Annotated in this window: 23 protein-coding genes; 9 read left to right on the top strand and 14 right to left on the bottom strand. The window is 58.5% G+C overall.

Annotated features, from left to right (window positions below; all coding sequences use genetic code 11):
• Positions 1 to 46 precede the first annotated feature (46 nt).
• Positions 47 to 1009, top strand: a complete 963-nt coding sequence (locus ACODR8_RS17545) for an NAD-dependent epimerase/dehydratase family protein (RefSeq protein WP_489008448.1) — start codon at positions 47 to 49, stop codon at positions 1007 to 1009.
• 185 nt (positions 1010 to 1194) lie between these two features.
• Here the strand turns inward: ACODR8_RS17545 and ACODR8_RS17540 are convergent, their stop codons facing one another.
• Complete coding sequence (locus ACODR8_RS17540) at positions 1195 to 1860, bottom strand: TetR/AcrR family transcriptional regulator (protein ID WP_489008447.1); 666 nt, start codon at positions 1858 to 1860, stop codon at positions 1195 to 1197.
• A gap of 419 nt (positions 1861 to 2279) precedes the next feature.
• On the opposite strand from ACODR8_RS17540, the gene ACODR8_RS17535 reads away from it, so the two are divergent.
• The gene (locus ACODR8_RS17535) at positions 2280 to 3215 is read left to right on the top strand and encodes an IS5 family transposase (RefSeq protein ID WP_489008446.1); all 936 of its coding nucleotides are present in this window, start codon (positions 2280 to 2282) and stop codon (positions 3213 to 3215) included.
• A gap of 174 nt (positions 3216 to 3389) precedes the next feature.
• Here the strand turns inward: ACODR8_RS17535 and ACODR8_RS17530 are convergent, their stop codons facing one another.
• Positions 3390 to 4550, bottom strand: a complete 1161-nt coding sequence (locus ACODR8_RS17530) for an acetyl-CoA C-acetyltransferase (RefSeq protein WP_489008458.1) — start codon at positions 4548 to 4550, stop codon at positions 3390 to 3392.
• A gap of 552 nt (positions 4551 to 5102) precedes the next feature.
• On the opposite strand from ACODR8_RS17530, the gene ACODR8_RS17525 reads away from it, so the two are divergent.
• Complete coding sequence (locus tag ACODR8_RS17525; protein ID WP_489008445.1) at positions 5103 to 5861, top strand: SDR family NAD(P)-dependent oxidoreductase; 759 nt, start codon at positions 5103 to 5105, stop codon at positions 5859 to 5861.
• A gap of 43 nt (positions 5862 to 5904) precedes the next feature.
• On the top strand, positions 5905 to 6768 hold the full coding sequence (locus tag ACODR8_RS17520) for an SDR family NAD(P)-dependent oxidoreductase (protein WP_489008444.1): 864 nt from the start codon (positions 5905 to 5907) through the stop codon (positions 6766 to 6768).
• 69 nt (positions 6769 to 6837) lie between these two features.
• Here ACODR8_RS17520 and ACODR8_RS17515 read toward each other — a convergent pair whose 3' ends face one another.
• Genes ACODR8_RS17515 through ACODR8_RS17505 form a run of 3 tightly spaced genes read right to left on the bottom strand, consistent with a single transcriptional unit; the run spans position 6838 to position 9903 of the window.
• On the bottom strand, positions 6838 to 7584 hold the full coding sequence (locus ACODR8_RS17515) for an SDR family NAD(P)-dependent oxidoreductase (RefSeq protein WP_489008443.1): 747 nt from the start codon (positions 7582 to 7584) through the stop codon (positions 6838 to 6840).
• A gap of 8 nt (positions 7585 to 7592) precedes the next feature.
• A complete protein-coding gene (locus ACODR8_RS17510; protein WP_489008442.1) occupies positions 7593 to 8666 on the bottom strand; it encodes a phosphotransferase family protein in 1074 nt (357 codons plus the stop codon).
• Complete coding sequence (locus tag ACODR8_RS17505; RefSeq protein ID WP_489008441.1) at positions 8659 to 9903, bottom strand: acyl-CoA dehydrogenase family protein; 1245 nt, start codon at positions 9901 to 9903, stop codon at positions 8659 to 8661. The genes ACODR8_RS17510 and ACODR8_RS17505 overlap by 8 nt, the downstream gene beginning before the upstream one ends.
• A gap of 401 nt (positions 9904 to 10304) precedes the next feature.
• Between ACODR8_RS17505 and ACODR8_RS17500 the strand changes: the two genes are divergently transcribed.
• The gene (locus tag ACODR8_RS17500) at positions 10305 to 11888 is read left to right on the top strand and encodes a class I adenylate-forming enzyme family protein (RefSeq protein WP_489008440.1); all 1584 of its coding nucleotides are present in this window, start codon (positions 10305 to 10307) and stop codon (positions 11886 to 11888) included.
• A gap of 85 nt (positions 11889 to 11973) precedes the next feature.
• Here the strand turns inward: ACODR8_RS17500 and ACODR8_RS17495 are convergent, their stop codons facing one another.
• From ACODR8_RS17495 to ACODR8_RS17485, 3 genes are all read right to left on the bottom strand, one after another.
• Positions 11974 to 12375 (bottom strand): putative quinol monooxygenase, encoded by a 402-nt coding sequence (locus ACODR8_RS17495; RefSeq protein ID WP_224551115.1) that lies wholly within the window; start codon positions 12373 to 12375, stop codon positions 11974 to 11976.
• 69 nt (positions 12376 to 12444) lie between these two features.
• Positions 12445 to 13542 carry an NADH:flavin oxidoreductase gene (locus ACODR8_RS17490; RefSeq protein ID WP_224551116.1) on the bottom strand — a complete coding sequence of 366 codons (1098 nt, stop codon included), beginning with the start codon at positions 13540 to 13542 and terminating at the stop codon, positions 12445 to 12447.
• Positions 13543 to 13645: 103 nt separating this feature from the next.
• Positions 13646 to 14554 (bottom strand): LLM class flavin-dependent oxidoreductase, encoded by a 909-nt coding sequence (locus ACODR8_RS17485; RefSeq protein WP_224551117.1) that lies wholly within the window; start codon positions 14552 to 14554, stop codon positions 13646 to 13648.
• Positions 14555 to 14702: 148 nt separating this feature from the next.
• Here ACODR8_RS17485 and ACODR8_RS17480 point away from each other — a divergent pair, with 148 nt between their 5' ends.
• The gene (locus ACODR8_RS17480; RefSeq protein WP_489008439.1) at positions 14703 to 15128 is read left to right on the top strand and encodes a MarR family winged helix-turn-helix transcriptional regulator; all 426 of its coding nucleotides are present in this window, start codon (positions 14703 to 14705) and stop codon (positions 15126 to 15128) included.
• A gap of 47 nt (positions 15129 to 15175) precedes the next feature.
• Positions 15176 to 15925, top strand: a complete 750-nt coding sequence (locus ACODR8_RS17475) for an NADPH-dependent F420 reductase (RefSeq protein WP_489008438.1) — start codon at positions 15176 to 15178, stop codon at positions 15923 to 15925.
• A 77-nt stretch (positions 15926 to 16002) separates the two neighbouring features.
• Here the strand turns inward: ACODR8_RS17475 and ACODR8_RS17470 are convergent, their stop codons facing one another.
• Both ACODR8_RS17470 and ACODR8_RS17465 read right to left on the bottom strand, forming a co-directional pair.
• Positions 16003 to 17427, bottom strand: a complete 1425-nt coding sequence (locus tag ACODR8_RS17470; protein ID WP_489008437.1) for an FAD-dependent oxidoreductase — start codon at positions 17425 to 17427, stop codon at positions 16003 to 16005.
• Between the two features lie 320 nt (positions 17428 to 17747).
• On the bottom strand, positions 17748 to 18272 hold the full coding sequence (locus tag ACODR8_RS17465) for an SRPBCC family protein (RefSeq protein WP_224551121.1): 525 nt from the start codon (positions 18270 to 18272) through the stop codon (positions 17748 to 17750).
• Positions 18273 to 18547: 275 nt separating this feature from the next.
• On the opposite strand from ACODR8_RS17465, the gene ACODR8_RS17460 reads away from it, so the two are divergent.
• Entirely contained in the window at positions 18548 to 18964 is a 417-nt protein-coding gene (locus ACODR8_RS17460) for a nuclear transport factor 2 family protein (protein WP_224551122.1), read from the top strand.
• 86 nt (positions 18965 to 19050) lie between these two features.
• On the opposite strand, the gene ACODR8_RS17455 is transcribed toward ACODR8_RS17460, so the two are convergent.
• Genes ACODR8_RS17455 through ACODR8_RS17445 form a run of 3 tightly spaced genes read right to left on the bottom strand, consistent with a single transcriptional unit; the run spans position 19051 to position 21544 of the window.
• Positions 19051 to 20229, bottom strand: a complete 1179-nt coding sequence (locus ACODR8_RS17455) for an acyl-CoA dehydrogenase family protein (RefSeq protein WP_489008436.1) — start codon at positions 20227 to 20229, stop codon at positions 19051 to 19053.
• The gene (locus ACODR8_RS17450; protein WP_489008435.1) at positions 20229 to 21080 is read right to left on the bottom strand and encodes an HpcH/HpaI aldolase/citrate lyase family protein; all 852 of its coding nucleotides are present in this window, start codon (positions 21078 to 21080) and stop codon (positions 20229 to 20231) included. The genes ACODR8_RS17455 and ACODR8_RS17450 overlap by 1 nt, the downstream gene beginning before the upstream one ends.
• A gap of 11 nt (positions 21081 to 21091) precedes the next feature.
• Positions 21092 to 21544 (bottom strand): MaoC family dehydratase, encoded by a 453-nt coding sequence (locus ACODR8_RS17445; protein ID WP_489008434.1) that lies wholly within the window; start codon positions 21542 to 21544, stop codon positions 21092 to 21094.
• Positions 21545 to 21660: 116 nt separating this feature from the next.
• Here ACODR8_RS17445 and ACODR8_RS17440 point away from each other — a divergent pair, with 116 nt between their 5' ends.
• Entirely contained in the window at positions 21661 to 22899 is a 1239-nt protein-coding gene (locus ACODR8_RS17440; RefSeq protein WP_489008433.1) for an acetyl-CoA hydrolase/transferase family protein, read from the top strand.
• A 10-nt stretch (positions 22900 to 22909) separates the two neighbouring features.
• Here ACODR8_RS17440 and ACODR8_RS17435 read toward each other — a convergent pair whose 3' ends face one another.
• Positions 22910 to 23710: an enoyl-CoA hydratase/isomerase family protein gene (locus tag ACODR8_RS17435; protein ID WP_489008432.1), complete on the bottom strand. Its 801-nt coding sequence runs from the start codon at positions 23708 to 23710 to the stop codon at positions 22910 to 22912.
• Between the last annotated feature and the right edge of the window lie 48 nt (positions 23711 to 23758).

Below are 23758 nucleotides of genomic sequence, written 5' to 3'. Positions count from 1 at the left end.
CAATCCGATGGAGAACTCCTGGGAACAGCCAGCATAGGTGGACGGAATGGGACAAATCTTGGTTACCGGCGGCACCGGAAATATTGGCATGTATGCGGTTGCCGAATTTACGCGGCGCGGGCACGACGTCACCGTTCTCGATCGAAATGACGAAGCGCCGATGTTGACCGCGATCGTGCCAGACGCGGATGTCGTGGCCGGTGACATCTTGGATGTCGATCTGTTGACGGATATCGTCAAAGACAGGGGAATAACCCATATCCTCCATCTCGCCGGTTATCTTGGACCTGAGTCGGTCAATTTTCCTATTAGAGCGCTCGACGTGAATTGCCGGGGTACAGCAAACATCTTTGAGGTGGCACTCGCGCAAGGGGTGAAGCGCGTATGCTGGAGCAGTTCAATCGCAGCTGTCGGGACACTGCCTGACTATGATGGCAGGCCTGTCGATGAAAATTACCGGATCGCCCCGACCACGACATATGGTACAAGCAAATATTACAGCGAACTCATGACCGCCATTTATCGTGAGAAAGGTCTTGATGCCACCTGCGTTCGTGTCGCCTTTGCCTTCGGTCTTGGCAAATTGACCGGCAGTTGGGGTGCCAATTACAACCGGATCATTTACAATGCTGCTGTCGGGCGCCCCTCCGTTTTCCCTTCATGGGCCAAAACGGGCATCCAAATGATCTACAACAAGGATCAGGCTAAATTCTGCGTGGATGCGACGCTCGCGCCGCCGTCAGAACACTGGCTGTTCAACACACCAACAGAACGGTCTTTCACTGAAGACGAGATTATCGCGATCATTCGAGACCTTGCGCCCGATTGTGATATCAGCCGCGATATGAAGGCACCTCCCGGATCCGCCTTTCCGCCTAATATCGATGGCGCGCGAGCGATTCGCGAAATCGGTTTCCACCCGGATTATACCGTACGAGCCGCGATTGCTGAAATGGTGGACTATTATCGATGCCATCCAGATCAGGGCGTTGATGAGGCTTCACGATAAAATCAAACATATCCAAGTAAAATCTATGACGAAAGCCCTTGGAACAATCGCTGCGAATATAAAATCCGTCGACAATTTGATGATCTAACTAATTTTGTTCAACCTTCTACGCTGCGTAGATAGAAAATGGCATGCTATGAAAATATCTAATTTCTGACGAGTTCAATACGTAAGTGAGCAGCTTTTCACCCTACTAAAGATTTTGACGGTTCCTCAACATTTAAGAGGTTTCTGACGGCATTGTGTAGCCGCACAACATAGGTTGTACTTGCGTAGGGTTGGATCAGGCTAATGTGATGGATGCAACAATCATATATCGCATCCAGCCCGTCACTATCCGCGTCAGTACCTGATCGCGCTGCGCCAAGGCGGTTCACCCAGACTGCCCACATATTTTCTCCCAGAATTTGAGGACTGTTGGGAGCCACAAGCGGTGCAATGTCTCCGCAAATGATCGCCTGCTCTATTCTATGAATCGATCCCTTGATCGCAGTTGTCATTATTCGATGATAGCTTTCTGCCAGATGTGGATCTGTGGCAGTAAAATAGGTCAGTGACTCGAAGAAGAAATGATAACGCCACATCAGGCTGAATAAATTGACTATATATTCAGCGAGTTGCTTGGCTCCAGGATTGCGCGGACTTGCCAATACGTCGGCAGCATCCTGCTCAAGCCGATCTATCAATGCATAAATGATGTCCTGCTTTTTTGCAAAGTGATAGGTCAAATTACCCGGGCTGATACTCAGGCTGGACGCAATTTTATATATGGGAACGCGATCCACGCCACTGCTATTGAAAAGCCTGAGCGCGGTGGACAGGATACGGTCGGGAGTAGATTCTTCGCCCAAAATTGCGTTCCCTTTAGTGGTTTAGTTGCTAAAACCAATACCCTACCATGCATGGTTCGTCGGTCAACCTCGATTAGCAGAGGCCATATCCTTGGCGCTTGTCGAAATCGCGGCGCAATCGGATCATCGGCCGACATGAGGGCAAACACTATAATACCAAGTTGCAATGATCGTGACCCCTAACACTCTTCCCCCTTATGGGGGAGGTTGGGTTGGGGTGTGCTACCGCCAGCGTGGGCGCTCGGCTTCGCCACGCTCCCCCTCCCCTTGACGGGAGTCACTCCAACCAACCCTGCCCGCCGGGGAGGGGGGATGAGTCACAATCATCGCACGTTGGTATTAGGAGACCTGTGCGCGGGTGGGCGTAGACAGGCGCGTTAATTGCTGATTCTATGGGCTTTCCAGGGAGGAGAGTGGCCGTGGCGCAGCGTTCGATTGGTCAGGAGCGATTTGGGTTTTCAGGGTCCGAGCGCACGACGTCATCGCTGGACGCGCTTGTATCGCTGATTGATTGGCACGCGGTCGCGGTTCTTCTCGATCCGCTTTATCCGGCCTCCAAAGGTGAGCCCGCTTGGCCGCCCCTGGCAATGTTCAGAGCGCTCCTGTTGTCGATCTGGTATGATCTGTCCGATGTGAAGCTGGCTGAGGCCCTGGACGACCGGGCCTCTTTTCGCCGCTTCTGCGGGTTTTCCGTGAATGAGGCGACGCCAGAGCGTACCGCGTTTGTCAGATTCCGTCGACTGCTGGTCGCGCACCAACTTGACCGATCGCTGTTTGAAACAGTGACCATGCAGCTCAAGGCCAAGGCGGTGACGGTCAAGACCGGGACACTGGTCGATGCCACCATCATCGCCTCGGCCAGTGAAGACGATGATGATGCGCGCTGGGTAAAGCACAAAAGAAAACGGGCTGTTCACGGCTTTAAGGCTCACGTGGGCGCCGATGCCGATACCGCGTTGGTTGAGGAAGTCTCCGTCACCTCAGCCAATATCAATGACGGCAAGGCAGGTTCCGGTGCCTTGCCCGACAATCCTGGCGAGGTGTTTGCCGACAGCGCCTATCGCGGCATTCACTTTTGTGATGCCGTGCTGGCAAAGGGCGGCATTCCCCGGATCGTCGCCACCGGCATGTGGGGTCGCGACGAAGCTGAAACGCTCCGCAAGCTCCATGAATGGAATCAACCGATCCATCGCGTCCGCGCCCGCATCGAGAAGATCTTCGGTACATGGAAGCGATGCTACGGCCTGCGCCGAATGCGATGGCGAGGTCTCGCCAAAGCCGCCGTCCAAGTCCACCTCACCGCCATTGCCTACAACCTCAAGCACACGATGAATATTCTCTCCGTTCCAGCATGATATCGCCTCCGACCGCAAAGCGCAGGACGGATCGATAACCCATCGAATATCTGCGCGATTTCATAGCTCTACGCCCACCCGCGCACAGGTCTCATAAGCTGACCGAGAAACTGCCGGATCGATCACTCGCCTCGTCTGCGGGTTCTTATATTTGGTGAAGCCAGCAATCATAGGCTACAGCGCCTCCACAATCGTTACGTTAGCTTGCCCGCCGCCTTCGCACATGGTCTGAAGCCCATATTTAAGGCCCTTTGCCCGAAGACCATGTACCAGCGTTGCCATCAATTTTGCGCCTGACGCCCCAACCGGATGCCCCAGCGCAATCGCGCCGCCATTGACGTTCATTTTCAGAGGGTCGACGCCGGTATGCTTCAGCCAAGCAAGCGGCACGGGCGCGAACGCCTCGTTCACTTCGAATAGATCGATATCGCTGATTGCCATGCCTGCGCGTTTTAGCGCCTTATCCGTTGCATAGAGGGGTTCTTCCAGCATGATGACCGGGTCTCCTGCGGTCACGATGAAACTGGCGATCCGCGCAATAGGGGTCAGCCCATATTCCTTCAGAGCCTTTTCCGACACGATGACGACAGCGGCGGCGCCATCAGTGATCTGGGACGATGTGGCCGCCGTTATAAGGCCGCCGTCGACTACGGACTTGACGCTCGACATACCTTCCGCAGACACATCCCAGCGGATGCCTTCGTCTTTGAAGTGCAAGTCTGTTGTCCCATCCGCGAGCGTGATCGCGATAGGTACAATTTCAGCATCGAACGCGCCGGAATTGGTCGCGGCCATCGCCCGGCGATGGCTTTCAAGGCCGAACGTATCGAGATCCTCTCGCGTGAAGCCCCATTTTTTCGCGATCATTTCCGCGCCTGCGAATTGGCTGAAATCATTGACTGAAAAGCGATCGCGGATCGACTGCACCATGGGAGTAGCCCCCTGCGCGCTGTTGGTCGCTGAGCCGAGAGGGACACGGCTCATGCTCTCGACGCCTGCTGCGATCACGATATCCTGCGTGCCGGACATGATCGCTTGCGCCGCGAACTGCATCGCTTGTTGCGATGATCCGCATTGTCGATCGATGGTGATCGAAGGCACGGACTGGGGGAGGTTGGACGCCAGTACGGCAAAGCGCGCGATCTGCCGCGACTGCTCGCCATATTGTGTGACGCACCCCAATATGACGTCCTCAATTGCTTCGGGAGGAACGCCGGCCTGTTCAACGGCGGCGTTCAGGACCTCTGCTGCCAGTTCGACAGGATGACGCCCCGACAAGCGCCCATTACGCCTGCCACCTGCGGTTCGCACGGCTGAAACTATATATGCGTTCATATTTATTCCTTCACCATCATAACGCGCGCGCAACCGGACGAGAGATCGTCGCCAATGCATGTTCCATCGCCCAGGCGGGCGAATCCGATCCCACGACCGCCCAGCTTATCCGTTCGGTCAGGGCAAAGGCATCGCGGCGGGGCCATATTCCATCTCATACATGGTGACAGAGGCAACTTCAAATCATTAGGCACTATATACTGATTTATGTCGATGAATGTCGCGCGCCCGGAGCGAGCAAGCTGGCGGGTGCGGTCCGAAATGTTGGCTGCCTGCAACATGCCTCATCTCCCCACGCTGCCCATCCCGACCTTGCGAACCCGATGAGCAAAGTGTAGTCGATAGATACCGTATACTAAAATAAATGCGAGAGGATTTGAGATCGCAGGTTTGGCCAAGATAGGTGCACCTATCGCCTTAGCTATGGTCTGGCGTTCCATCGACGCTATGCCCTCAAGCAGCCAGTTGTAGTGTGGCATCCCTCTGGCGCGCTAGCCAGCGTTGAGACGCAAGCAGACCATATCAGTGGCCATTTTGAAGGAGTGCCAAGCCATGCCGGATCGTCGTTTCATCGATAAGGTCGTCATTGTCACCGGCGCGGGATCGGGCATCGGACGGGCCACAGCATCGGCCTTCGCCCGCGAGGGCGCTGCGGTCCTGGTTGCCGACATCGTCGGGGATAAAGCGCAGGAGACGGTCGATCTCATCCGTGCATCGGGGGCGACAGCGGAGGCCTGGCAAGTTGATGTGAGTGTCCGGGCGGAAGTCGATACCATGATCGACCAGGCGATATCCTTGTTCGGTCGGCTCGACGTCTATTTCGGGAACGCCGCCGTCATCGATGCGGGTACAGCCTGCGACGAAATGTCCGACAGCTTGTGGCACCGCAATATCGAGGTCAATCTGTCGGGCAGCTTCTTCGGCGCGCGCGCGGCCATCCCCCATCTTGCCCGGACTCGGGGCAATATTGTCCTGACGTCCTCAGTCGCCAGCATGGGCGGCCTGGCGGGGGGCGTTGCCTATACCGCATCGAAATATGGGGTGGCCGGACTGGTCAACCAGCTCGCCTGCGAAGTCGCACAGCGCGGCATTCGCGTCAATGCGGTGGCACCGGGCGGCGTTCGGACCAACATCTTCGATGTGATGGGTGGTGCCTCGGAGGTTGACGATTTCGTGCGGTCCGTAACCCCGATGGGGCGGTTCGCAGAACCGGAGGAGATCGCCGGGCCGGTCCTCTTCCTTGCGTCTGACGCGGCCAGTTTCATTACGGGAACCACCCTGCGGGTAGATGGTGGCTGGCGGTCCAAGTGACAACGGCCTTGTTATGAAGATGCGATAGGGGAAGGAGTGCGGGATGGGACGTCTATCTGGCAAAGTGGCTGTCATCACGGGCGGCGTATCAGGAATAGCGCGCGGAATCGTCGAGCTGTACGTGGCTGAGGGGGCAAAGCTTGTCGTCGCGGACATCCAGGCTGAGAAGGGTGCGATGCTGGAAGCGCAGTCTCCGGGATCCGTCGCGTTCAGCCGGTGCGACATTCGCAGCGAGGATGCCATTGCCGCAACGATGGCTATGGCCGAAGAGCGGTTCGGCGGTCTCGACATCCTCGTCCATGCAGCCGCGTCGGTGGATCATAAGGCGAAAATCGTCGACCTGACGAGCGAAGCCTGGGATGACGGTCAATCGACTTTGCTGCGTAGCCATGTCTTGGCCATCAAACATGCCATAGGTCCCATGAATAGGCGCGGCGGCGGCTCCATCGTCCTGCTTGCTTCGGCGGCGTCTGAAAATTTTTCGCCGGCCGCCAGCATGGTCTATGTCGTGTGCAAAGGGGCCGTGCTCTACCTGACACGTTGGGCGGCTTTTGAACTCGCCGCCGACAATATACGGGTGAATGCTATCGTTCCGGGATTTTACGCCACGCCTATGTGGGGCCAGTTGATCGGTGCCAGCAAGGATGTCGCGGATCTGATGCCAGCCTATCTGGACGAAATGGCGTCGGGATCCCAGCCACTGCCAAGGGCGGGCAAGCCGGTCGATATCGCTTACGCATCGACCTATCTGGGGTCCGATGAATCCGCCTTTGTGACCGGCACCCATCTGGCAGTGGATGGAGGCCTGTCGATATGCCGACCTTCCGTACCGCGGGAAAAGGTCATGGCCTATCTGGAGATGGCAAAGGCGCGCGCGGAAGCGGACATCCAGGCCAGAGACCGATAGGTGACCGGCAGAGGATCATGACGCGCGGCCATGCGCCTCTGCCTTCGGTCAGGTCAGCCTCCGATCAGCTCAGGGGCGGCCCCCGTCGACCTGAATGAGCGCGCCGGTCGTGAAGCTTGAATGATCGGACGCGAGGTAGAGTACCGTCGATATGATTTCCTCAGGTTCGCCATAGCGTTTGATCGCCGACTTGATGTTCTTTTCCTTGTCGGGCGACCAGGCCTTGGCAATGTCGGTGCGGAAGCTGCCCGGCAGGATCGCGTTGACCCGGACCTTGGGCGCATATTCAAATGCGTGCGCGGTCGTGATGGCGTTCAAAGCGGCCTTGGCGCCGGAATAGGGCGCATATTCGGGTTGAGGCCGTATCGACCCGATCGAGGAAATATTGATGATGCTGCCACCATCGCCTTCCACCATCCGGCTTGCGACGAGCGCTGTCATGCGAAATGGTCCCTTGAAATTGACGCCGACTACCTTGTCGAACAAGGCTTCGGGGGTCCCGATCGACCCATCGGAAAGCGGCGACATACCGGCATTGTTGACCAATATGTCTATCTTGCCGAAATGGGCATAGGCGGTCTCGGCCAGCCGGTCGATATCGTCCCACCGGCCCAGATGCGCGCCGATGCCAAGGGCGCGGACGCCGAACTCGGCTGCAATTTCAGCTGCCAGTTGTTCGCAATTTTCTGCGTTGCGGCTGGCGATGATCACGTCGGCACCCTGTTCGGCAAAGGCGCGCGATATCGCCGCCCCCAGACCGCGGCTTCCGCCGGTCACCAGCGCGACCTTGCCGCTGAAATCGAAATATTGTTTCATGACCGGACCTATAGCGATTCAGTGAGGGTTTTGCGGGCGAGTGCGGCAATCGTGGCGACTCGATCCTGCGTGTGGCTGACGCGCTGATTTATGCTCGTGCCCGTGCTGGCGCGTTTCAATATGCCCTGAATCATCACGGCATAACGGAATTGCACGAACGCCAGATAGAAGCTGAGATGCGGGATCGCGGCGATACCGACGCGTCGACAATAGCTTTCGATATAGGCGTCCAGCGTAGGGATGCCCAAAGCATCGAGATCTTTTCCCACAAGCGACGTCGCGCTACCTTCGGCAAAGCCGAGCGGTTCCCACCAGGCGCGGCTGTTGTGCGCCAAGTCTATATAGGGATTGCCGAGCGTCGACATTTCCCAATCCAGCGCCGACAAGATCTTCGGTTCGGTCGGGTGCACCATGGCGTTATACAGGCCGAAGTCGCCATGCAGGATCGTAGTCGGCTCCTGCTCGGGAAGGCGATCGTGCAGCGCCTGCATCAGCCAGTCTATGTCCGGCACCTCGACCAGTTTGGACTGCTCGTATATGGTGCACCAGCGTTTGAGGTTGCGGGCGGTAAACCCGGTTGTCTTGCCGAACGTCTCAAGGCCGAGCGCCTTATAGTCGAGCGCGTGAAGGTCGGCGATATAGGCGTTCATCGAATCGTAGATGGCGGTGCGATCCGCTTTCGCCACGCCTGGCAAATCAGCGTTCCAGAATACGCGTCCGTCGATAAATTCGGTAATGTAGAAGGCCGAACCGATGACGGACTCATCCTCGCAATAGAGCGCAGGGCGGGGGACGGGAAAGCCCGCGTCGGCCAGCGCCTTTGTGACCTGATATTCACGGCCGATCGCGTGCGCCGATGCCAATAGCTGGCCGGGCGGCTTGCGACGCAGGACATAGCTTTTGTCCTGCCCCACCAGCTTGTAGGTCGGATTCGACTGACCGCCCTTGAATTTCTCGATCGCAAAATCGCCACCCAGCCCATCCACGCGCGGCGCGAGGTAAGCAGCAAGCTTCAGCCGATCGAGCGCCAGATGTTCGGGCGGCACTTCGGTTCCGGTGAGCAGTTCCTGCCGGTTAGCCATGATATGCTACCTCGCTGGGTTTGGCGGTCTTGTATTTTGCCAGTTCGTTACGCGCGATGACGCGGTTGTGCACCTCGTCGGGGCCATCGCCGATACGCATGACGCGCAGTCGCGCGAAGGTATAAGCCAGGCCGAAATCGTCGCACATGCCCGCCGCGCCATGAGCCTGCTGGACGACGTCGCACAAATGTTGCGCGAGTTCAGGCACGATCACCTTGATCTGGGAAATCTCGTTCCTGGCCTGCTGCACGCCGACCGTGTCCATCAGCCAAGCGGTCTTGTAAACGAGCAGGCGGCTCATTTCGATATTGATGCGGGCGCGGGCGATCCGCTCCTTCCACACGCTTTCGTCCGACAGGCGCTTGCCGAAGGCGACGCGCGAGGTGAGGCGCAAACATAATTTTTCCAGCAGGCGTTCGGACACGCCGATGATGCGCATGGCATGGTGAATGCGACCCGGCCCCAGCCGTCCCTGTGCGATCTCGAACCCGCGTCCCTCGCCCAAGATCACATTTTCCGCCGGGACACGGACATTTTCAAAAAGGATTTCGGCGTGACCGTGCGGACGGTCGTGATAGCCAAAGATGGGCAGCGACCGGACGAGCGTCACGCCGGGGGTGGTTGGCTCGACAAGTATTTGCGTCTGTTGCAGATGACGGGGCGCGGTGGGATCTGTCTTGCCCATGACGATGAAGATCTTGGTGCGCGGATTATAGGCGTTGGTGATCCACCATTTGCGACCGTTGATGACATAATGGTCACCGTCGCGCTCGATCCGGGTCTCCACATTCGTCGCATCGGAAGAGGCAACCGCCGGCTCAGTCATGGCGAAACTTGACTTGATCTCGCCCGCCAGCATGGGCTTTAGCCATTTTTCCTGCTGATCGGGACTGCCATAGAGGGAGAGCACGTCCATATTGCCGCTGTCTGGCGCGTTGCAGTTGAACACTTCCGACGCCCAGTGGACCCGGCCCAGCGCCTCTGCGATCGGCGCATAGTCGAGGTTGCTCAGGCCCGGCCCGTGGCGCGTATCGTGCATATGCATGTTCCAAAGGCCGGCATCGCGGGCCTTTTGCTGCAGTTCCAGCATCAGCGGCGGAACGCGCCACGGATCATTGGTGTCGTCACCCAGCTGTTCTTCGTAGACAGCCTCGTTGGGATAGACATGCTCCCCCAAAAAATTCTGGACCCGGAGCAGCCACTCCTGTCCGCGCTCACTCAAAGCGAAATCCATCATCAAACTCCGTTGCGGGTTTCGGCGTACCGCAAGAACGGATGCCTCATTTTTTCGTGTCAGACTTTGGAGTAAGGTGCATCAACTCGACGGCCAATCGCATCGTCCAGTTTATGGGGCCGATCGAGAGGAAGATCAACGCACTGTACGCAGCCCGCTGAACCATGCATGATCAGCCGTACGTAAAAGCCTCTGGCCCTCCCCACAAATCTGGCTATAGGTTATAGGACCTACTGATGGCGTGTCAATGGGTGTCGAACCTTTCACCTGATTGCACTACGGCGAGGGATCGCAGAATGCGCGCTTCAGCTTATGGTTGCCTGAAAGGGTGATTGTGATAGGATATAGTATCCATATAGGGGCGCATATTGGCATGATAGCCGAATGTGAGATGAGGAAATCAGATGGCTGACGTACATTCTCTGGTCCAGGAGGGATCGAGGATCCAGGATTGGACGGTTGGGCAACTTCTAAAGCGCGCGGCCGATAGCGCGCCTGATCGAATTGCCATAAAAGATGGGGACCGCGCATGGACCTATCAGCAACTGCAAACTGATGCCGAGCGGCTAGCGCGAACGCTCCTCACCCATTTCAAGCCGCGTGAGCATGTCGCCATCTGGGGCTCCAACAGCGGGCCATGGATAGTGTATCAGATGGCGGCGGCGCAGGCGGGCCTTGTGCTCGTCACCCTCAATCCGGCGTTGCGTCTGGGCGAAGTCGAGGCGTTGCTTCGACAGAGTCAGGCTGTCGGTCTGATCGCGGATACGGAATATCGTGGCTTTTCCCTGGTCGATACCATCGAGGGAATTCGATCGTCGCTGCCGCATTTGCGTACCATATTGCTAACGCGCGAGTGGGAGGACCAGATCGCGAACGCGCCGGAAATCCGCGTCGATGTTGAGGTCAAGCCGGATGACACGGCGCTTATCCTCTATACGTCCGGTACGACCGGCCTACCCAAGGCGGTGAAGTTGCATCACCGCGGTATCGTGAACAATGCGTTGCTGGGATCGGAACTCTACCTGCTGGACGACGGCCTGCCGTGGTTGGGGGTCATGCCTTTCTTCCACATCGGGGGATCGGTCAGCACTGTCCTGGGGTGCATATCGCGGCTTAGCACCCATATCATATTGCGCGCCTTCGACGCCGGAGACGTGTTGCGGCTGATCGAACAGGAGCGGATTGTCTGGTTTCCTTGCGTTCCAACTATGGCACTCGCTATCATGGAGCATCCGGATTTCGACAAGACCGACCTGTCATCCCTTGAAGTCATCCAGACGGGTGCCACAACGATATCACCCGAATTCGTTCGCCGTTTGGGCGCGCGCTTCAATGCCGATGTCCAGATCATGTTCGGCCAGACCGAAGCGGGCGGCGTCATGTGCAAATCCTTGCGCGGAGATCCGGTCGAAGTCATCGCTGGCACGGTTGGAAAGCCTTATCCTTACACCGAACTGAAAATTTCCGATGTTGCCACCGGCGCAACGCTGGGACTTGGCGAGATCGGCGAAATCCGGATACGCAGCCCTTATATGACGCGCGGCTATTTCGACAATCCTTCCGCTACCGCCGCTGCGTTCGACGATGACGGCTTTCTGCGGACGGGCGATCTCGGCACGCTGGACGATCTGGGCTATGTTCGCGTAACCGGGCGGCTCAAGGAGATGATCATTCGCGGTGGCGAGAACATCTACCCCCGCGAAATCGAAGATCGGCTGGGCGACTATCCGGGGATCGCCGAATGCGCGGTCGTCGGCGTACCGCACGAGCGCTGGGGTGAAGAGGTCGCGGTTGCGATCAGATGCGATCCGGGGGTGACAGTCGAGGTCGAGGATATTCGCGCGTTCCTGCTCGATCGGATCGCGCGACATAAGGTTCCCAAGCTGTGGCAGATCGTGAGCGAGTTTCCACGCACGGCATCGGGAAAAATTCAAAAATTCGAACTGATCAGCCTGTTTGCTTCGCCCGATGGGGGCGCGCAGGGCTGAACAAGGCTGGTGGTTGCGCTCTTTGCGGGCGCGCAGGGCGGAGATAATATCGGTGCCGCCGCAAGCGGCGGCACCGAGCGCCGATTTAACGGACGATGAAAGCGTTCTTGTCGCCGAATTTGTGCGCCGTTGATTTTCCGGCCGGGAAATCGTCGAAGATATGACGATCGATGTCCATTCCGCTGAACTGTTCCATCAGCACAGGTCCGCTGCAGCAATCCAAAAGCTGGCGGTTAAATTCCTGAAACTCCGGAACTAGGCGCAATTCCGCCGCGACGTCATCGTCCCACGATGCGAACACGACGAATTCGTTCGGATCGCGCGCCCAACCCTGAAATGCGAAAACACAGCCACGATAATAATAGGGCTTAGCCTGTTCGCATACATTTTCAAAAGTCTGAAGAAACTCCTCGCGGCGCGCCGGATCCACCGTCCAGCGGACCGCGAACAGATTGCGGTCACGGGTAAATGGCGATTCTTGTGTCATGTTAACTCTCCTGCTTGATGAGGCTACTATCGTGATAGAAACGGCGCTGCACCGGTTCACGAGCGCAGTTCAGGTGCTCGCCTGTTCCTGTTCGGCAACAAATCCCGGGAACGTGCGCAGATAGGCGATGAATGGGTCGGTCGCCCCTTCCGTTCGCAGATGCTCGACGTCGACGGGTTGCGGCGGTGACAGAAATGCCGAATCCTGATGTACGCGCATGGGGAAGTCGTGGCGCAGTATGCCCGCACGGCCGATCGTCACGAAATCGCAACCGGCATCGATCAGGTTCACAGCGGTCGCTGCATCCATGATCTTGCCGGCCGCGCCGAGGCGTACATTTCCACGCGGCAACTCGGTGAAATAGCTCAGCAGGCTGCGGCCCTGAAATTCCTCCTCATGAGGCTCCTTCGCAACATCCCATAGTGACATGTCGAGATAATCAATCTGTCCCGCCTGCATGATGCTCGTTGCAAGTTCACGGACTTCGGCGAGCCTCATCCCGAAACGTTCGGGTGAAAGGCGAAGTCCGATCTGGAAGTCGGGACGGCACTGGCGGCGGATCCCGTCTATGACTTCCAGGAGGAGACGGGCGCGGTTTTCGAAGCTACCACCATAGCGATCGTCCCTTTGATTGATCGTAGGTGAAAAGAACTGCGCGAGAATATAACCATGCGCTCCGTGTATCTGTACGCCGTCACAGCCGGCAGCGTCGGCGCGTAAGGCCGCACTTATGAAGTCGTCCCGCAAGGCTTCGACTTCGACTAGGCTAAGACCCCTGGCCCCGTTGCGCTTGCTGTCGGACGCGGCAACAGGCGTTCCCACCAAGTCAGGATCAGCGCGTTCGCCTCCATGGTATAATTGTACGGCCGAAACGGCTCCATTGTCTCTGACGGAGGCCGCAAAGCGGGTCAGCCCTTCGATATGTCCGTCAGCGAAGACGCCAAGTTGGCCGGGATAGCCCTGTCCGACAGGCTGAACCGGGGCGGCAGCAGTCATTACCAGCGCGAAGCCGCCCTTTGCACGCATCGCGAGCCAGCGGACCTCTTCCTCGGACAGACTGCCGTCGATGTGGCTCTGCTGGTTGGTGAGCGGAGCCAGCATCAGGCGGTTCTTCAGGGCCGGGCCACGCGCCATAGGAAGCGTGTCGAAGAGACGGGAATGCGGCATTATTTCTCCCAATCGAAGGCTGCAGCGGCGGCTTTGCTGCGCCTCCTTTCTCACAGGTCATTACGTTGCTGCCAGCATGGCCTCCGTCTAGGCTGCAAAAGCCCTAGTTGGTGGCAAGAATGGCGGCCAGGTCTTCAATACCCACCCAGTCACCGATAATGACCGGTGGCTTTCCGTCGGCGCGCTGGGTTTCGTCTTCACGTATCACATTGAGCACGACACGGTCGGCACCCGCGCCGGCAAATTCCTCAACGCGGGCGAGGATTTGGTCATTGCTACCCCAGGCAGTCAGGGCGTCGATCAACCGGTCGCTGTTGCCGTTGCTCCAGTCGGATTCCTCGAATCCGCATTTGGCGAAGGCCGCTTGGTAATAGGGCAGGGCGATATACATGGCCAGATAGGCGCGGGCGACGGCGCGCGCCTTTTCAGCATCGGTGGTCAGCACACATAATATCTGCGCGGTGATATTGAAGTTGGGGCCTACGCGCTCTCTCGCTTCAGTGATGATGCCGGCAGGCATCATCCACGTTACCATGCCTTGCGCATGTTTGACCGCCAGCTTTTGCAGGCCGGGCGCGTGGGCTGCAAGAATGACAGGGGCCAGCTGTTCCGGCTTCGGGCTGATCAACTGGACTTCTGCCATATCTTCCAGATAGGACGTCATTTTCGGCAGTGGGGCAACCCACTCGCCCTTGCGTTTGGCAATCACGATTGGATTGGATGCGCCGATACCCATGAGAAATCGGCCAGGATAGAATTCGGATAAGGCTTCTCGCGTCTGCTGGGCGCCCATTGCATCGCGACTATAGGCAGTCGCAACGCCAGTAGCCACTTTTAGGGTCGATGTCTTCGACAACATATAGGCGCACGCCATGTAAGGATCACGGCCGAACGAATCGAGCAGCCAGACGCTGTCGAAGCCGAGCCGTTCGATCTTCAACGCCAAATCTGCAAGCTCTTCAGCGGACAACATATGTGTGGTGCGATCAAGGGTGAGACCGATGGCAGGCATGATGTTCCTCTCATATAGATTATAGGACCCATATACGATATTTTTTCGATCGACAACCGGTGAGCCATCGTCGCCACAATCTCAAGAACGACGGCTTGACATATAATCTCATATTACATAGTGCGCTATATAATAGCGGGCAAGAGAAATGGTTTATCTTATGTCGCTTGGTACGCAATTGTCTTTTTCGCTCTATCGGGCGGCCAACAGAATGGTGCGTATGCATACGCCCTTTCTGACGCGGCTTGGGCTCACGTTCCCCCAATATCTGGTGGTGTTGTCCTTGCTGGAGGCTTCGCCGGCTTCTGTGGGAACGCTAGGCGATCGGCTGGACATGGATGCGGGGACGATTACGCCCATCCTCAAGCGGCTGGGTGCGGCGGGCATTGTTACGCGCACGCGTGATCCAGGGGATGAGCGTCGCGTTCTGGTGGACCTGACGCCCTACGCCCGGTCGCTTGATAGCGAAATCATCGGCGTCACCGCCAAGATCAGGTCGGTTTGCGACCTGAGTGATGACGCCTTGGAGGGGCTTCGGCAAACTCTGGATGCTTTGGCAATTCCCGCAGAGTAGCCGGTCCGTCAACATCCGGGACACTTATGAAAACTGGGAGATGATTCATGAAAATTGGTATTCTTGGCACCGGTCACATCGGCAAGACCCTCGTGCTGGTACTCAGCGCGGCGGGACATGAGGTGAAGGTAGCGAACTCGCGTGGTCCCAAGTCGATCGACGCCGAGATGTTGGCCAATGGCGCGCGCGCGGTTGAGGCCGCCGAGGCTGTGGCGGATGTCGATGTCGTGATCCTGTCGATCCCGCTGCTGCGTATTGCCGACGTAGCGCCACTGATCGCGGCGCTGCCCGCTGAAACGGTCGTCATCGACACATCAAACTATTATCCGGCTCGCGACAGCGGCATGAATGCTATCGAGGCGGGCCAGGTGGAGAGCTTGTGGGTCGTCGAGCAGCTGGGGCGCCCCGTCGCGAAGGCGTGGAATGCGATAGGGTCGGATTCATTCGCGAACAAAGCCAAGCCCGCGGGCGATCCCGATCGTCTTGCCATTCCCGTGTCTGCCGATGATGATCGCAGCCGTACGGTGGGAATGGCGCTGGTCGAGGATAGCGGTTTTGACGCGGTATATGCTGGCACACTGGCCGACTCCTGGCGGCAGCAGCCGGGGTCGCCCTGCTATTGCACGGATCTGACGCGGCAGGAAATGCCAGCCGCACTAGCCTCAGCGGTAAAGGAACGTTTGCCCAAGCGCCGCGATCTTGGCTACGAAGCCGTCGTCGAGCGCATGACGGGAACGGGCGCTCGCGATCCCAGCGCGGAATTCCTGGTGAGCCTCAACCGCGTGCTTTTCATGTAATATTTATGCCGCTTGCCCTGGCGGGCAAGCGGCATGGGTTGGTCGATGGACGGGCATTCCATTGAAGCAGATAGGCGTCAGCTTATGATCTGGTGCATCTGCGCGCATTCTGCGGCAGCTGTCTCTCCCGCGATGCGACCGAAAGTCAGCGCGTTCGCAATGCCGATGCCACCGCCAATATAGCGACGCCCCAGCGTACAGCCCAGCACCTCTCCGCCCGCGTAAAGCCCCTGAATCACGCGGCCATGGCCGTCCAGCACATGCCCATCGGCGTCTATTTCAATCCCCGCATGGCACGAAACCATGGCAGTCGCACGGATTTCGACAGCATAGAAGGGGCCGGTGCGGATGGGCAGATATTTGGCGGTCTCCTTGAAGAAATCCACGTCTTTGCCCCGGTCCATAAGATCGTTGTAGCGATTGACGGTCAGTTCAAGAGTGATCGGATCTATGTCGGATCTCTTCGCCAGTTCGGTGATCGTGTCCGCGACCTTGACCCGGCCTTTTGCAACCTGATCGCGGATCACGTCGACACGCCAGCTGTCGTTACCCGGATCGTTGATATAGACTTTGAAAACGCTGTCGTCGGCACAGGCGTCCAGCAAGGCCTCTTCATCGAAAATGGCAAAGCAGCGCATTTCCGGCTGCTCGTTTACCAGATAGCCGCATACGGCGTATGAGGCATCTTCAGGAACGAAACGCTTGCCGTCCCGATTAACCACCATCGCCCACTCAGGAAGAGCATAGGACATGTCCGGCTTGAAATTGGGCGACATGACCAACAGTCCGTTATCGATCCCCATTATGTTGGCACCCGCCCGCTCGGCAAGAAGGATGCCGTCGCCAACATTGTAGGGCGCTTCGGCATAGAAGGAGGTCAGCCGACCGCCATGCGCTGCCGCCGTCGGCCAGAGCCGCTTGACCATCTCGGGATTATTGGCAAATCCACCAGTCGTGACGATGACCGCATGGGCGCGTAAGTCGATATCGCCGCACCGGATTCCCACCACCCTGCCATCCTCGACCAACAGGTCGGATACACGCGAGCCAAGCGCGACCTCGACCCCCTGCGCGCCGATCGCGTTTATCAGCGATCTTGCGATGCCGAACCCTGCATCGACCGACTGATGACCCCGCGGGCGCCCGCCAACACCCGATTCAATCACCAGATCAGGAGGAAATTCATTGCCCAGTTCGATCAGCCAATCGATAATATGGGTACCGTTGTCACAGAGCCTCTTCGCCAAGGCGGGCTTGATCGACCATTGGTTGAGAGTCATCATATACTGGAACATATCTTCAGCGGAATCGACGATGCCAGCCGCCCGCTGGACGCTCGTTCCTGCCGCATAGACGACGCCGCCGGCAAGTGCGGTAGCGCCACCTAGCGTCGGGCCGGCCTCTACCAGCATCACAGAGGCACCGTTCCTGGCGGCGTGGTAGGCGGCCGACAAACCTGCGCCACCTCCCCCAACGACGACAATGTCATAATCTACCGACATGCGAATAATCCTTACGTCTATCAGGCCAACGTCGCGGCCGTGGGCTTGCGGGAGCCGAAACATCCGTTGATGATCGTTTCAAACCCGGCCTCCCCGATGACGCAGACCACATCGACAGGTTTGACGGTCAAATGCCGAAAAAATGTGCATCTTTGCCTTCCCGTCCGGCGGAGGCGAGGGGAGGCGAAAGCCAACGGAGCCAAGTAGCTGCGCAGGCTTTCGACGACAAAGTCAGGGCCGTTGCATGTTAGGCCATGCGCTATTGGACGTTGCCTTTCGCGCCTTCCAGCAAGCAGCGTCATATCGTTGTTTCGGCGCAATCAGGCCGGGACGGTCTGTGCCTTTTGCCTCGCGAAATATTGCCTGAACCCGTTCAGGATTGCGTCCGAATAGGTTCTTTCGATCAGCGAGATCATAAGGTTCAGGTCGGCTTCCTCGATCACGTCGAATTCCGACTTGAACGTCATCAAGGTTTCGCCGGTGGGCAGGCTGTCGAGCATGGTCGTGGCCAGATAGTTTCTGAACTCGTTGCGCAATTCTGCGCCGCCGGGGTTCGGGCGAAAAACCATGTCATAAACGATACGCTTGGTGGCATCGTCCTGCATCCAGAGCTTTTCATCGACAGCCGAGCCGGTGACGTGGCGCACGATGCGGGTCCGGGGTACTTCATCAGGCGCGCCTAGCAGTTCGACGCTGGCGATATTTGGACCGGGGCGACCGCCATCTTCGGGCTTTATCCACCAGCGTTCAAAATTGGCCCAGTCGGTCAGCAGTTCCCAGACGTCGTCGATTGGCGCATCGACGATCCCACGATATTCCGCATGACCTCTCTTAAACTTCTGCATCTACTGCTCCTTAGAAACCGGTCTGTTGATCGGACCCGCCGGCCGTTCGTCTGCCGCTTGCTCGCCATGAACGAATATCTCTGTTCGCTGGGCAACGCTTGGCGGAACACCTGGCTATATCGCGCATATCTCCCGGCATTGGAATGGCCATTTGACAGGTCTAGTACTGACATACTACATATTATGCTCCTCCGTGGTGTCAAGTGTACGCGCGGGTAGTCAGGCATCGGGGGCGAATCATCATCGACGATGCCGTCATGCCGAGAGGAGCAAATATGCTGAATGCAGATGACAGGTTTGCCTTGCAGGAATTGGTCAACCGATATGCCTATTATATCGACCTCTGGCAGATCGACGCATGGGCCGGTCTGTTCACCCCGGATGGGGTGCTCGACGAAAGCCCCGCGGGCATGGGCACCTACGCCGGTCGCGAGGCGATCGCGGTCTATGGCGCGGAACTAAAGGCCGATGTGCTGCATGTGGTGCATCTGATGATGAACCACGTGATCCTGAATTGGGATGAAAGCCGGGCGACTGGGGGCGTGTTCGCGCTGGTCGAAGCCAATACACGCAGCGGTGGCCATGTCCGCCATTATATCCGCTATGAAGACAGCTATGTCAGGACGTCGGATGGCTGGCAGTTTGAAAAGCGCACCATTCTTCCCATGTTTCCGCCCCAGATAATTTCATAATCCTGACGGTAGCGGGGTAAACAAAAGAGCGCCGGGGCCGCGTGCCACGCGCGCTCTTTTGCTTGTCGCTCGATCCAATAGCGGATTCAGTAGCTTTTCGGGAGATCCAGCACCTTCTCCGCGATGAAGCACATGATCAACTGCTCGGTGATTGGCGCAATGCGCGCAATGGCGACTTCGCGATAGAGCCGTTCGACATGATATTCCTTCGCATAGCCGAACCCGCCATGCGTCGCCACCGCTTGCCAACAGGCGTCATGGCCGGCGCGTGCGCCCAGGAATTTGGCACTATTGGCCTCTGCACCACATGGCAGGCCGCTGTCATATAGTTCAGCGCCCTTCATCGTCATCTGCCATGCGCTTTCGAGGTACATCCAGCGCTCCGCCAGCGGATGTTGTATCCCCTGATTCTGCCCGATCGGGCGATCGAACACGATGCGTTCACGGGCATATTTCGACGCGCGGCGCAGGGCGTCCTGCCCCAGGCCAATCGCTTCTGCCGCCAGCAAGATTCGTTCAGGGTTCAGACTGTGGAGCAGATAGGAAAAGCCCTTGCCTTCCTCGCCGATCCTGTCTTCCTCGGGAATGAACAGGCCATCGATGAAGATCGCGTTGGAATCCACCGCCTTGCGGCCCATCTTCGGGATTTTGTGAACGTCGATCTTGGTCCTGTCCAGATCGGTGTAGAAGATCGTGATGCCGTCCGTGGGCCGTGCGCAATCCTCAAACTTGGTGGTGCGCGTCAGCAACAATATCTTGCTGGCCACCTGTGCGGTCGATGTCCAGACCTTTTGCCCGTGCACGACATAGCCGCCCGGCACCTTTTCGGCGAACGTCTTGATCCGCGTCGTGTTGAGGCCCGCGTCCGGCTCGGTCACGCCGAACGCGACCTGATCCTCACCCGAAATCAAACGCGGGACCCAACGGGCTTTCTGTTCCGGTGTCCCCTTCACGACAATGGGATGGGGACCGAACAGATTGACATGGATGGCCGATGCCGCGGTCATCCCGCCGCCATGATTGGCCACTTCGTTCATCATCACGGCTGCTTCGGTAACGCCCAGCCCCGCCCCGCCAAATTCTTCGGGCATGGTTATCCCCAGCCATCCGCCATCGGCCATCGCCTTGTGGAACTCGAACGGAAAGACACCGTCCTCGTCGCGGGCGAGCCAATATTCATCGTCAAACCGCGTCACGACGGCGCGCACGCCTTCGCGGATGACATCGCGTTCTTCCTGGGTGGGGAGGGGGCGGGGTGAGGACATTATTTTACTCCTGCCAGCGTTCGGCGTGCGGCCTTGAGATGAGGGATGTCGTACATTTTTCCGTTGATGCCTAGCGTGCCAGCGTCCGGAGACGCAGCAAAGGCATCGATGATCGCCTGCGCTTCGGCGATCTGTTCAGGCGAGGGCGAAAAGGCCCGGTTGATGACGTCCACCTGATCAGGATGGATGGCTACACGCCCGACGAAACCGTCGCGGCGGGCGCGGCGACAGTCTTTTTCCAGCCCCTGCGGATCGCGAAAATCAGCATAGAGCGTGTCGAGGGGCAGCACCTCCGCTGCGGTGGCCGCGAACAGGCATTGGGCGCGCGCAACCTGGTAGGGGAAGGTCCAGCTGCCATCCTCTTCCTTATTGTCAGTCGCGCCGATGGCCGCCGCCAGATCTTCCGCCCCCCATGTCATGGCGACCAGGCGCGGATGAGCGGGCGCATAGCTGCCAAGATTGAACATGGCCTGCGCGGTTTCCGTTGCGACGACGGCCAGTTTGACCGTTCCTGCTGCCATGCCGGTCTGGCTTTCCAGCCGATCCAGCTCGGTACCGATCCGCACGAGATCTTGCGCGGAATTTGCCTTGGGGATCAGCAACCCGTCCAGCCCAGGCTTAACGACTGCCGCCATGTCATCAAATGTCATGTCGGTATCGAATGGATTGACGCGCACGAAAAAGCGCCAGGATCGTTCGGCGCGATCATCCAGCAGGGAAGCCACATGCGCGCGCGCAGCGTCCTTCATCGACGGAGCGACTGCGTCCTCCAGATCCAGGATCAGCGCATCGGCACCCGCAGACGATCCCTTGGCGAACTTTCGTTCACTGTCGCCGGGCACAAAAAGCATGGAACGCAACCTCATGCCGGGCTTCCCATCATGAGCGCGTTGCGCTTGGTCGAGCAGACGATCTCGTCGCGCTGGTTGAAACCGATATGCTCAAACGTGACGATGCCCTGGCCGGGTCGGGATGCGCTCGATCGCAGGGCATCGACGCGCGTTTCCGCGCGGATGGTATCGCCGGAGAAAACGGGATTTGGAAATTTGGTTTCGCTCATGCCCAGATTGCCGACGGTCGTGCCGAGCGTTGTGTCCTGTATGGACAGACCGATCACGAGGCCCAGCGTGAATATGGAGTTCATCAAAGGCTTGCCGAACTCGGTTCCCGCCGCATAGGCGTGATCGATATGAATGGGCGCGGGATTATAGGTCAGTGACGAGAACAGCATATTGTCCATGTCCGTCACCGTCCGACGTATCTCGTGCTGAAATGTCTGGCCGACCGTGAACTGGTCGAAATACAAACCCGCCATTCTCTCGGATATCCTCTAGGCTCTACATACTAGATGCTGATTGACAGCAACCGGCCCGCTTGTAAATATTCCAATTGCAGTTCCGGTCGCGACTGCGCGGAGGGGGCTTGCCAATTATGTCGATCGAAGCAGATGCCGATGCTCTCGTAGCGCGCCTTCCCGTCGGCGGACGAACGATTGTGTCAGGCTGCTCGGCCGAGTCGTTGCTGTTCGCAGATGCGCTGGATCGCGCCGGCGAAGCGCTGGGTGCCATGACGTTCACCGGCATCTTCGTTCCCGCCCTCAATCGCCGAACCTATCTGGCCAATCTGTCCTGTAAGACGGAGACGTTTTTCCTCACGCCGGAACTCAAGGCGGCGGGGGACGCGGTAACATTTCTCCCGCTTTGCTATGCCGATATCCGGCAGCGGTTGCGATATGCTCCCCCCGACGCGGCTTTGATGATGCTCTCGCCGCCTGACGAGGACGGGATCTGCAGCTTCGGCTCGACCGTTGATTTCCTGGCGGAACTCTGGCCATCGATCCCCGTGCGTCTGGCGCATATCAATCCACTGATGCCGCGCACGCGCGGCGAGGCGCGCATTCCGCTGACGAGCATCACGGCGATGGTCGAGTCGCCACAGCCGCTTCTGGGTATGCCCGACAGCGGCAGCGATGCCGTTTCCGACGCGATTGCAGGATATATAGCGCCGCTGGTTCCCGATGGTGCGACGTTGCAGACCGGGTTGGGAAAGGTGCCGGGCGCTGTATTTCGCGCCTTGACGGGGCGGCGCAATCTGCGCGTGCATTCCGGTTTGATCGGCGATGCCGTGGTCGATCTGGAGGAGGCGGGGGCGCTTGCGCCCGGCGCGGCGGTGATGGCCGGCGTCGCAATCGGTTCAGAGCGGCTCTATCAGGCGATCACCGGTCCGGCTTACCGGTTCGCACCTGTAGCACTCACGCATGATGGCTTGGCCATCAGGGCCATTCGCGATTTCATTGCCATCAATTCGGCGACTGAAGTGGACCTGTTCGGCCAGGTATACGCCGAAGTCGGGCCGAAGGGTTTCATGTCGGGTCCGGGCGGCGCGAGCGATTTCGCGCGGGGTGCTAAACTGGCCGACGGGCTGCGGATCGTTGCGCTGGCAGCCACCGCCGCCAAGGGCACCATCAGCCGGATCGTCGCGCCCAATGCAGGGGCGGGGCCGGTGTCGCTGGGCCGGATGGATGTCGATATCGTAGTGACCGAATTTGGCCTGGCAGACCTGCGCGGCGGCACCCATTCAGAGCGTGCCGCCGCGTTGATCGCCATTGCTGCGCCCGATCACCGTGCCGACCTGACCGCGCATTGGCGAAGCTTTATCGAAAAGCTCTGACGTTCCTGCCTCAGCTTTTTTTGGAGGCCAGCTTTTCCTGCATGGCCCGCATCAGATCATGCAGTTCGGCGCCCTGGAACAGTCCACTGACGGCCAGGCGTTCGACATTGCGTGCCTGGGCGCGATCCAGATCGGTCGCCAGTTCGATCGCCAGTTTGCCCGCGCCGAATGCTTCGGGCGGGAGGGCCGCCAGCGAGCGGCAGAAGGCGAGGGCGTTGTCGGCCAGTTCTTCCTGCGGGACGACATCGTGAACCAGACCGATGGCCAGCGCCCGATCCGCATCGACCTGCCGATTGGCGAGTACCAGCCAGCGCGCCCAATGCGGCCCCGCCAGCCGAACGAGGCGGCTGGTGCCGCCCGATCCGGGCAATGCGCCAAAGCTGATTTCCGGTAGGCCGAAGCGAGCGCCGGTGCTGGCGAGGCGGAAATCGGCGCAGAGCGACAATTCCAGCGCGCCGCCGAGGCACGGTCCCTGAAAGGCGACGACGATCGGCTTTTCAATCGCTTCCCATTCGTCGCCAAGGCCATGCAGACTGCCGGCACCCTGCCGATACCAATTACGAAACGCCTTGGGACTCTTGATCGACGCATCGGGCGCGAGGCCGCCGTTGAGGTCGATGCCGGCGGAGAAATATTTGCCGTTGGCCGTTAACAGCATCGCGCGCAGGTCATCGCGATCGCGCAGCCGCGCCGTCGCGTCGCGCAGGCCGTCGAGCATGTCCATGCTGATGGCGTTGTATTTTTCCGGCCGGTTGAAAGCGACGTGAATCACACTTTCGCTTTCGGTGATGATAATTTCGGGGTTGGGCATTTGATTTCCTCAGTATAGTATACACGAACTAATTCTGATTTTGGAGGG

It is taken from the genome of Sphingobium sp. FG58 (assembly GCF_057809055.1).
This window is presented reverse-complemented; position numbering and strand designations above follow the sequence as displayed.

Coding starts and splice junctions, on each gene's coding strand:
- ACODR8_RS17530 (WP_489008458.1), bottom strand. CDS start 4,550: ATGAACGCATATATAGTTTCAGCCGTGCGAACCGCAGGTGGCAGGCGT.
- ACODR8_RS17435 (WP_489008432.1), bottom strand. CDS start 23,710: ATGCCCAACCCCGAAATTATCATCACCGAAAGCGAAAGTGTGATTCAC.
- ACODR8_RS17510 (WP_489008442.1), bottom strand. CDS start 8,666: ATGGCTAACCGGCAGGAACTGCTCACCGGAACCGAAGTGCCGCCCGAA.
- ACODR8_RS17480 (WP_489008439.1), top strand. CDS start 14,703: ATGGTTTATCTTATGTCGCTTGGTACGCAATTGTCTTTTTCGCTCTAT.
- ACODR8_RS17495 (WP_224551115.1), bottom strand. CDS start 12,375: ATGACACAAGAATCGCCATTTACCCGTGACCGCAATCTGTTCGCGGTC.
- ACODR8_RS17455 (WP_489008436.1), bottom strand. CDS start 20,229: ATGTCCTCACCCCGCCCCCTCCCCACCCAGGAAGAACGCGATGTCATC.
- ACODR8_RS17545 (WP_489008448.1), top strand. CDS start 47: ATGGGACAAATCTTGGTTACCGGCGGCACCGGAAATATTGGCATGTAT.
- ACODR8_RS17475 (WP_489008438.1), top strand. CDS start 15,176: ATGAAAATTGGTATTCTTGGCACCGGTCACATCGGCAAGACCCTCGTG.
- ACODR8_RS17440 (WP_489008433.1), top strand. CDS start 21,661: ATGTCGATCGAAGCAGATGCCGATGCTCTCGTAGCGCGCCTTCCCGTC.
- ACODR8_RS17450 (WP_489008435.1), bottom strand. CDS start 21,080: ATGCTTTTTGTGCCCGGCGACAGTGAACGAAAGTTCGCCAAGGGATCG.
- ACODR8_RS17470 (WP_489008437.1), bottom strand. CDS start 17,427: ATGTCGGTAGATTATGACATTGTCGTCGTTGGGGGAGGTGGCGCAGGT.
- ACODR8_RS17505 (WP_489008441.1), bottom strand. CDS start 9,903: ATGATGGATTTCGCTTTGAGTGAGCGCGGACAGGAGTGGCTGCTCCGG.
- ACODR8_RS17460 (WP_224551122.1), top strand. CDS start 18,548: ATGCTGAATGCAGATGACAGGTTTGCCTTGCAGGAATTGGTCAACCGA.
- ACODR8_RS17520 (WP_489008444.1), top strand. CDS start 5,905: ATGGGACGTCTATCTGGCAAAGTGGCTGTCATCACGGGCGGCGTATCA.
- ACODR8_RS17445 (WP_489008434.1), bottom strand. CDS start 21,544: ATGGCGGGTTTGTATTTCGACCAGTTCACGGTCGGCCAGACATTTCAG.
- ACODR8_RS17490 (WP_224551116.1), bottom strand. CDS start 13,542: ATGCCGCATTCCCGTCTCTTCGACACGCTTCCTATGGCGCGTGGCCCG.
- ACODR8_RS17485 (WP_224551117.1), bottom strand. CDS start 14,554: ATGCCTGCCATCGGTCTCACCCTTGATCGCACCACACATATGTTGTCC.
- ACODR8_RS17500 (WP_489008440.1), top strand. CDS start 10,305: ATGGCTGACGTACATTCTCTGGTCCAGGAGGGATCGAGGATCCAGGAT.
- ACODR8_RS17465 (WP_224551121.1), bottom strand. CDS start 18,272: ATGCAGAAGTTTAAGAGAGGTCATGCGGAATATCGTGGGATCGTCGAT.
- ACODR8_RS17515 (WP_489008443.1), bottom strand. CDS start 7,584: ATGAAACAATATTTCGATTTCAGCGGCAAGGTCGCGCTGGTGACCGGC.
- ACODR8_RS17525 (WP_489008445.1), top strand. CDS start 5,103: ATGCCGGATCGTCGTTTCATCGATAAGGTCGTCATTGTCACCGGCGCG.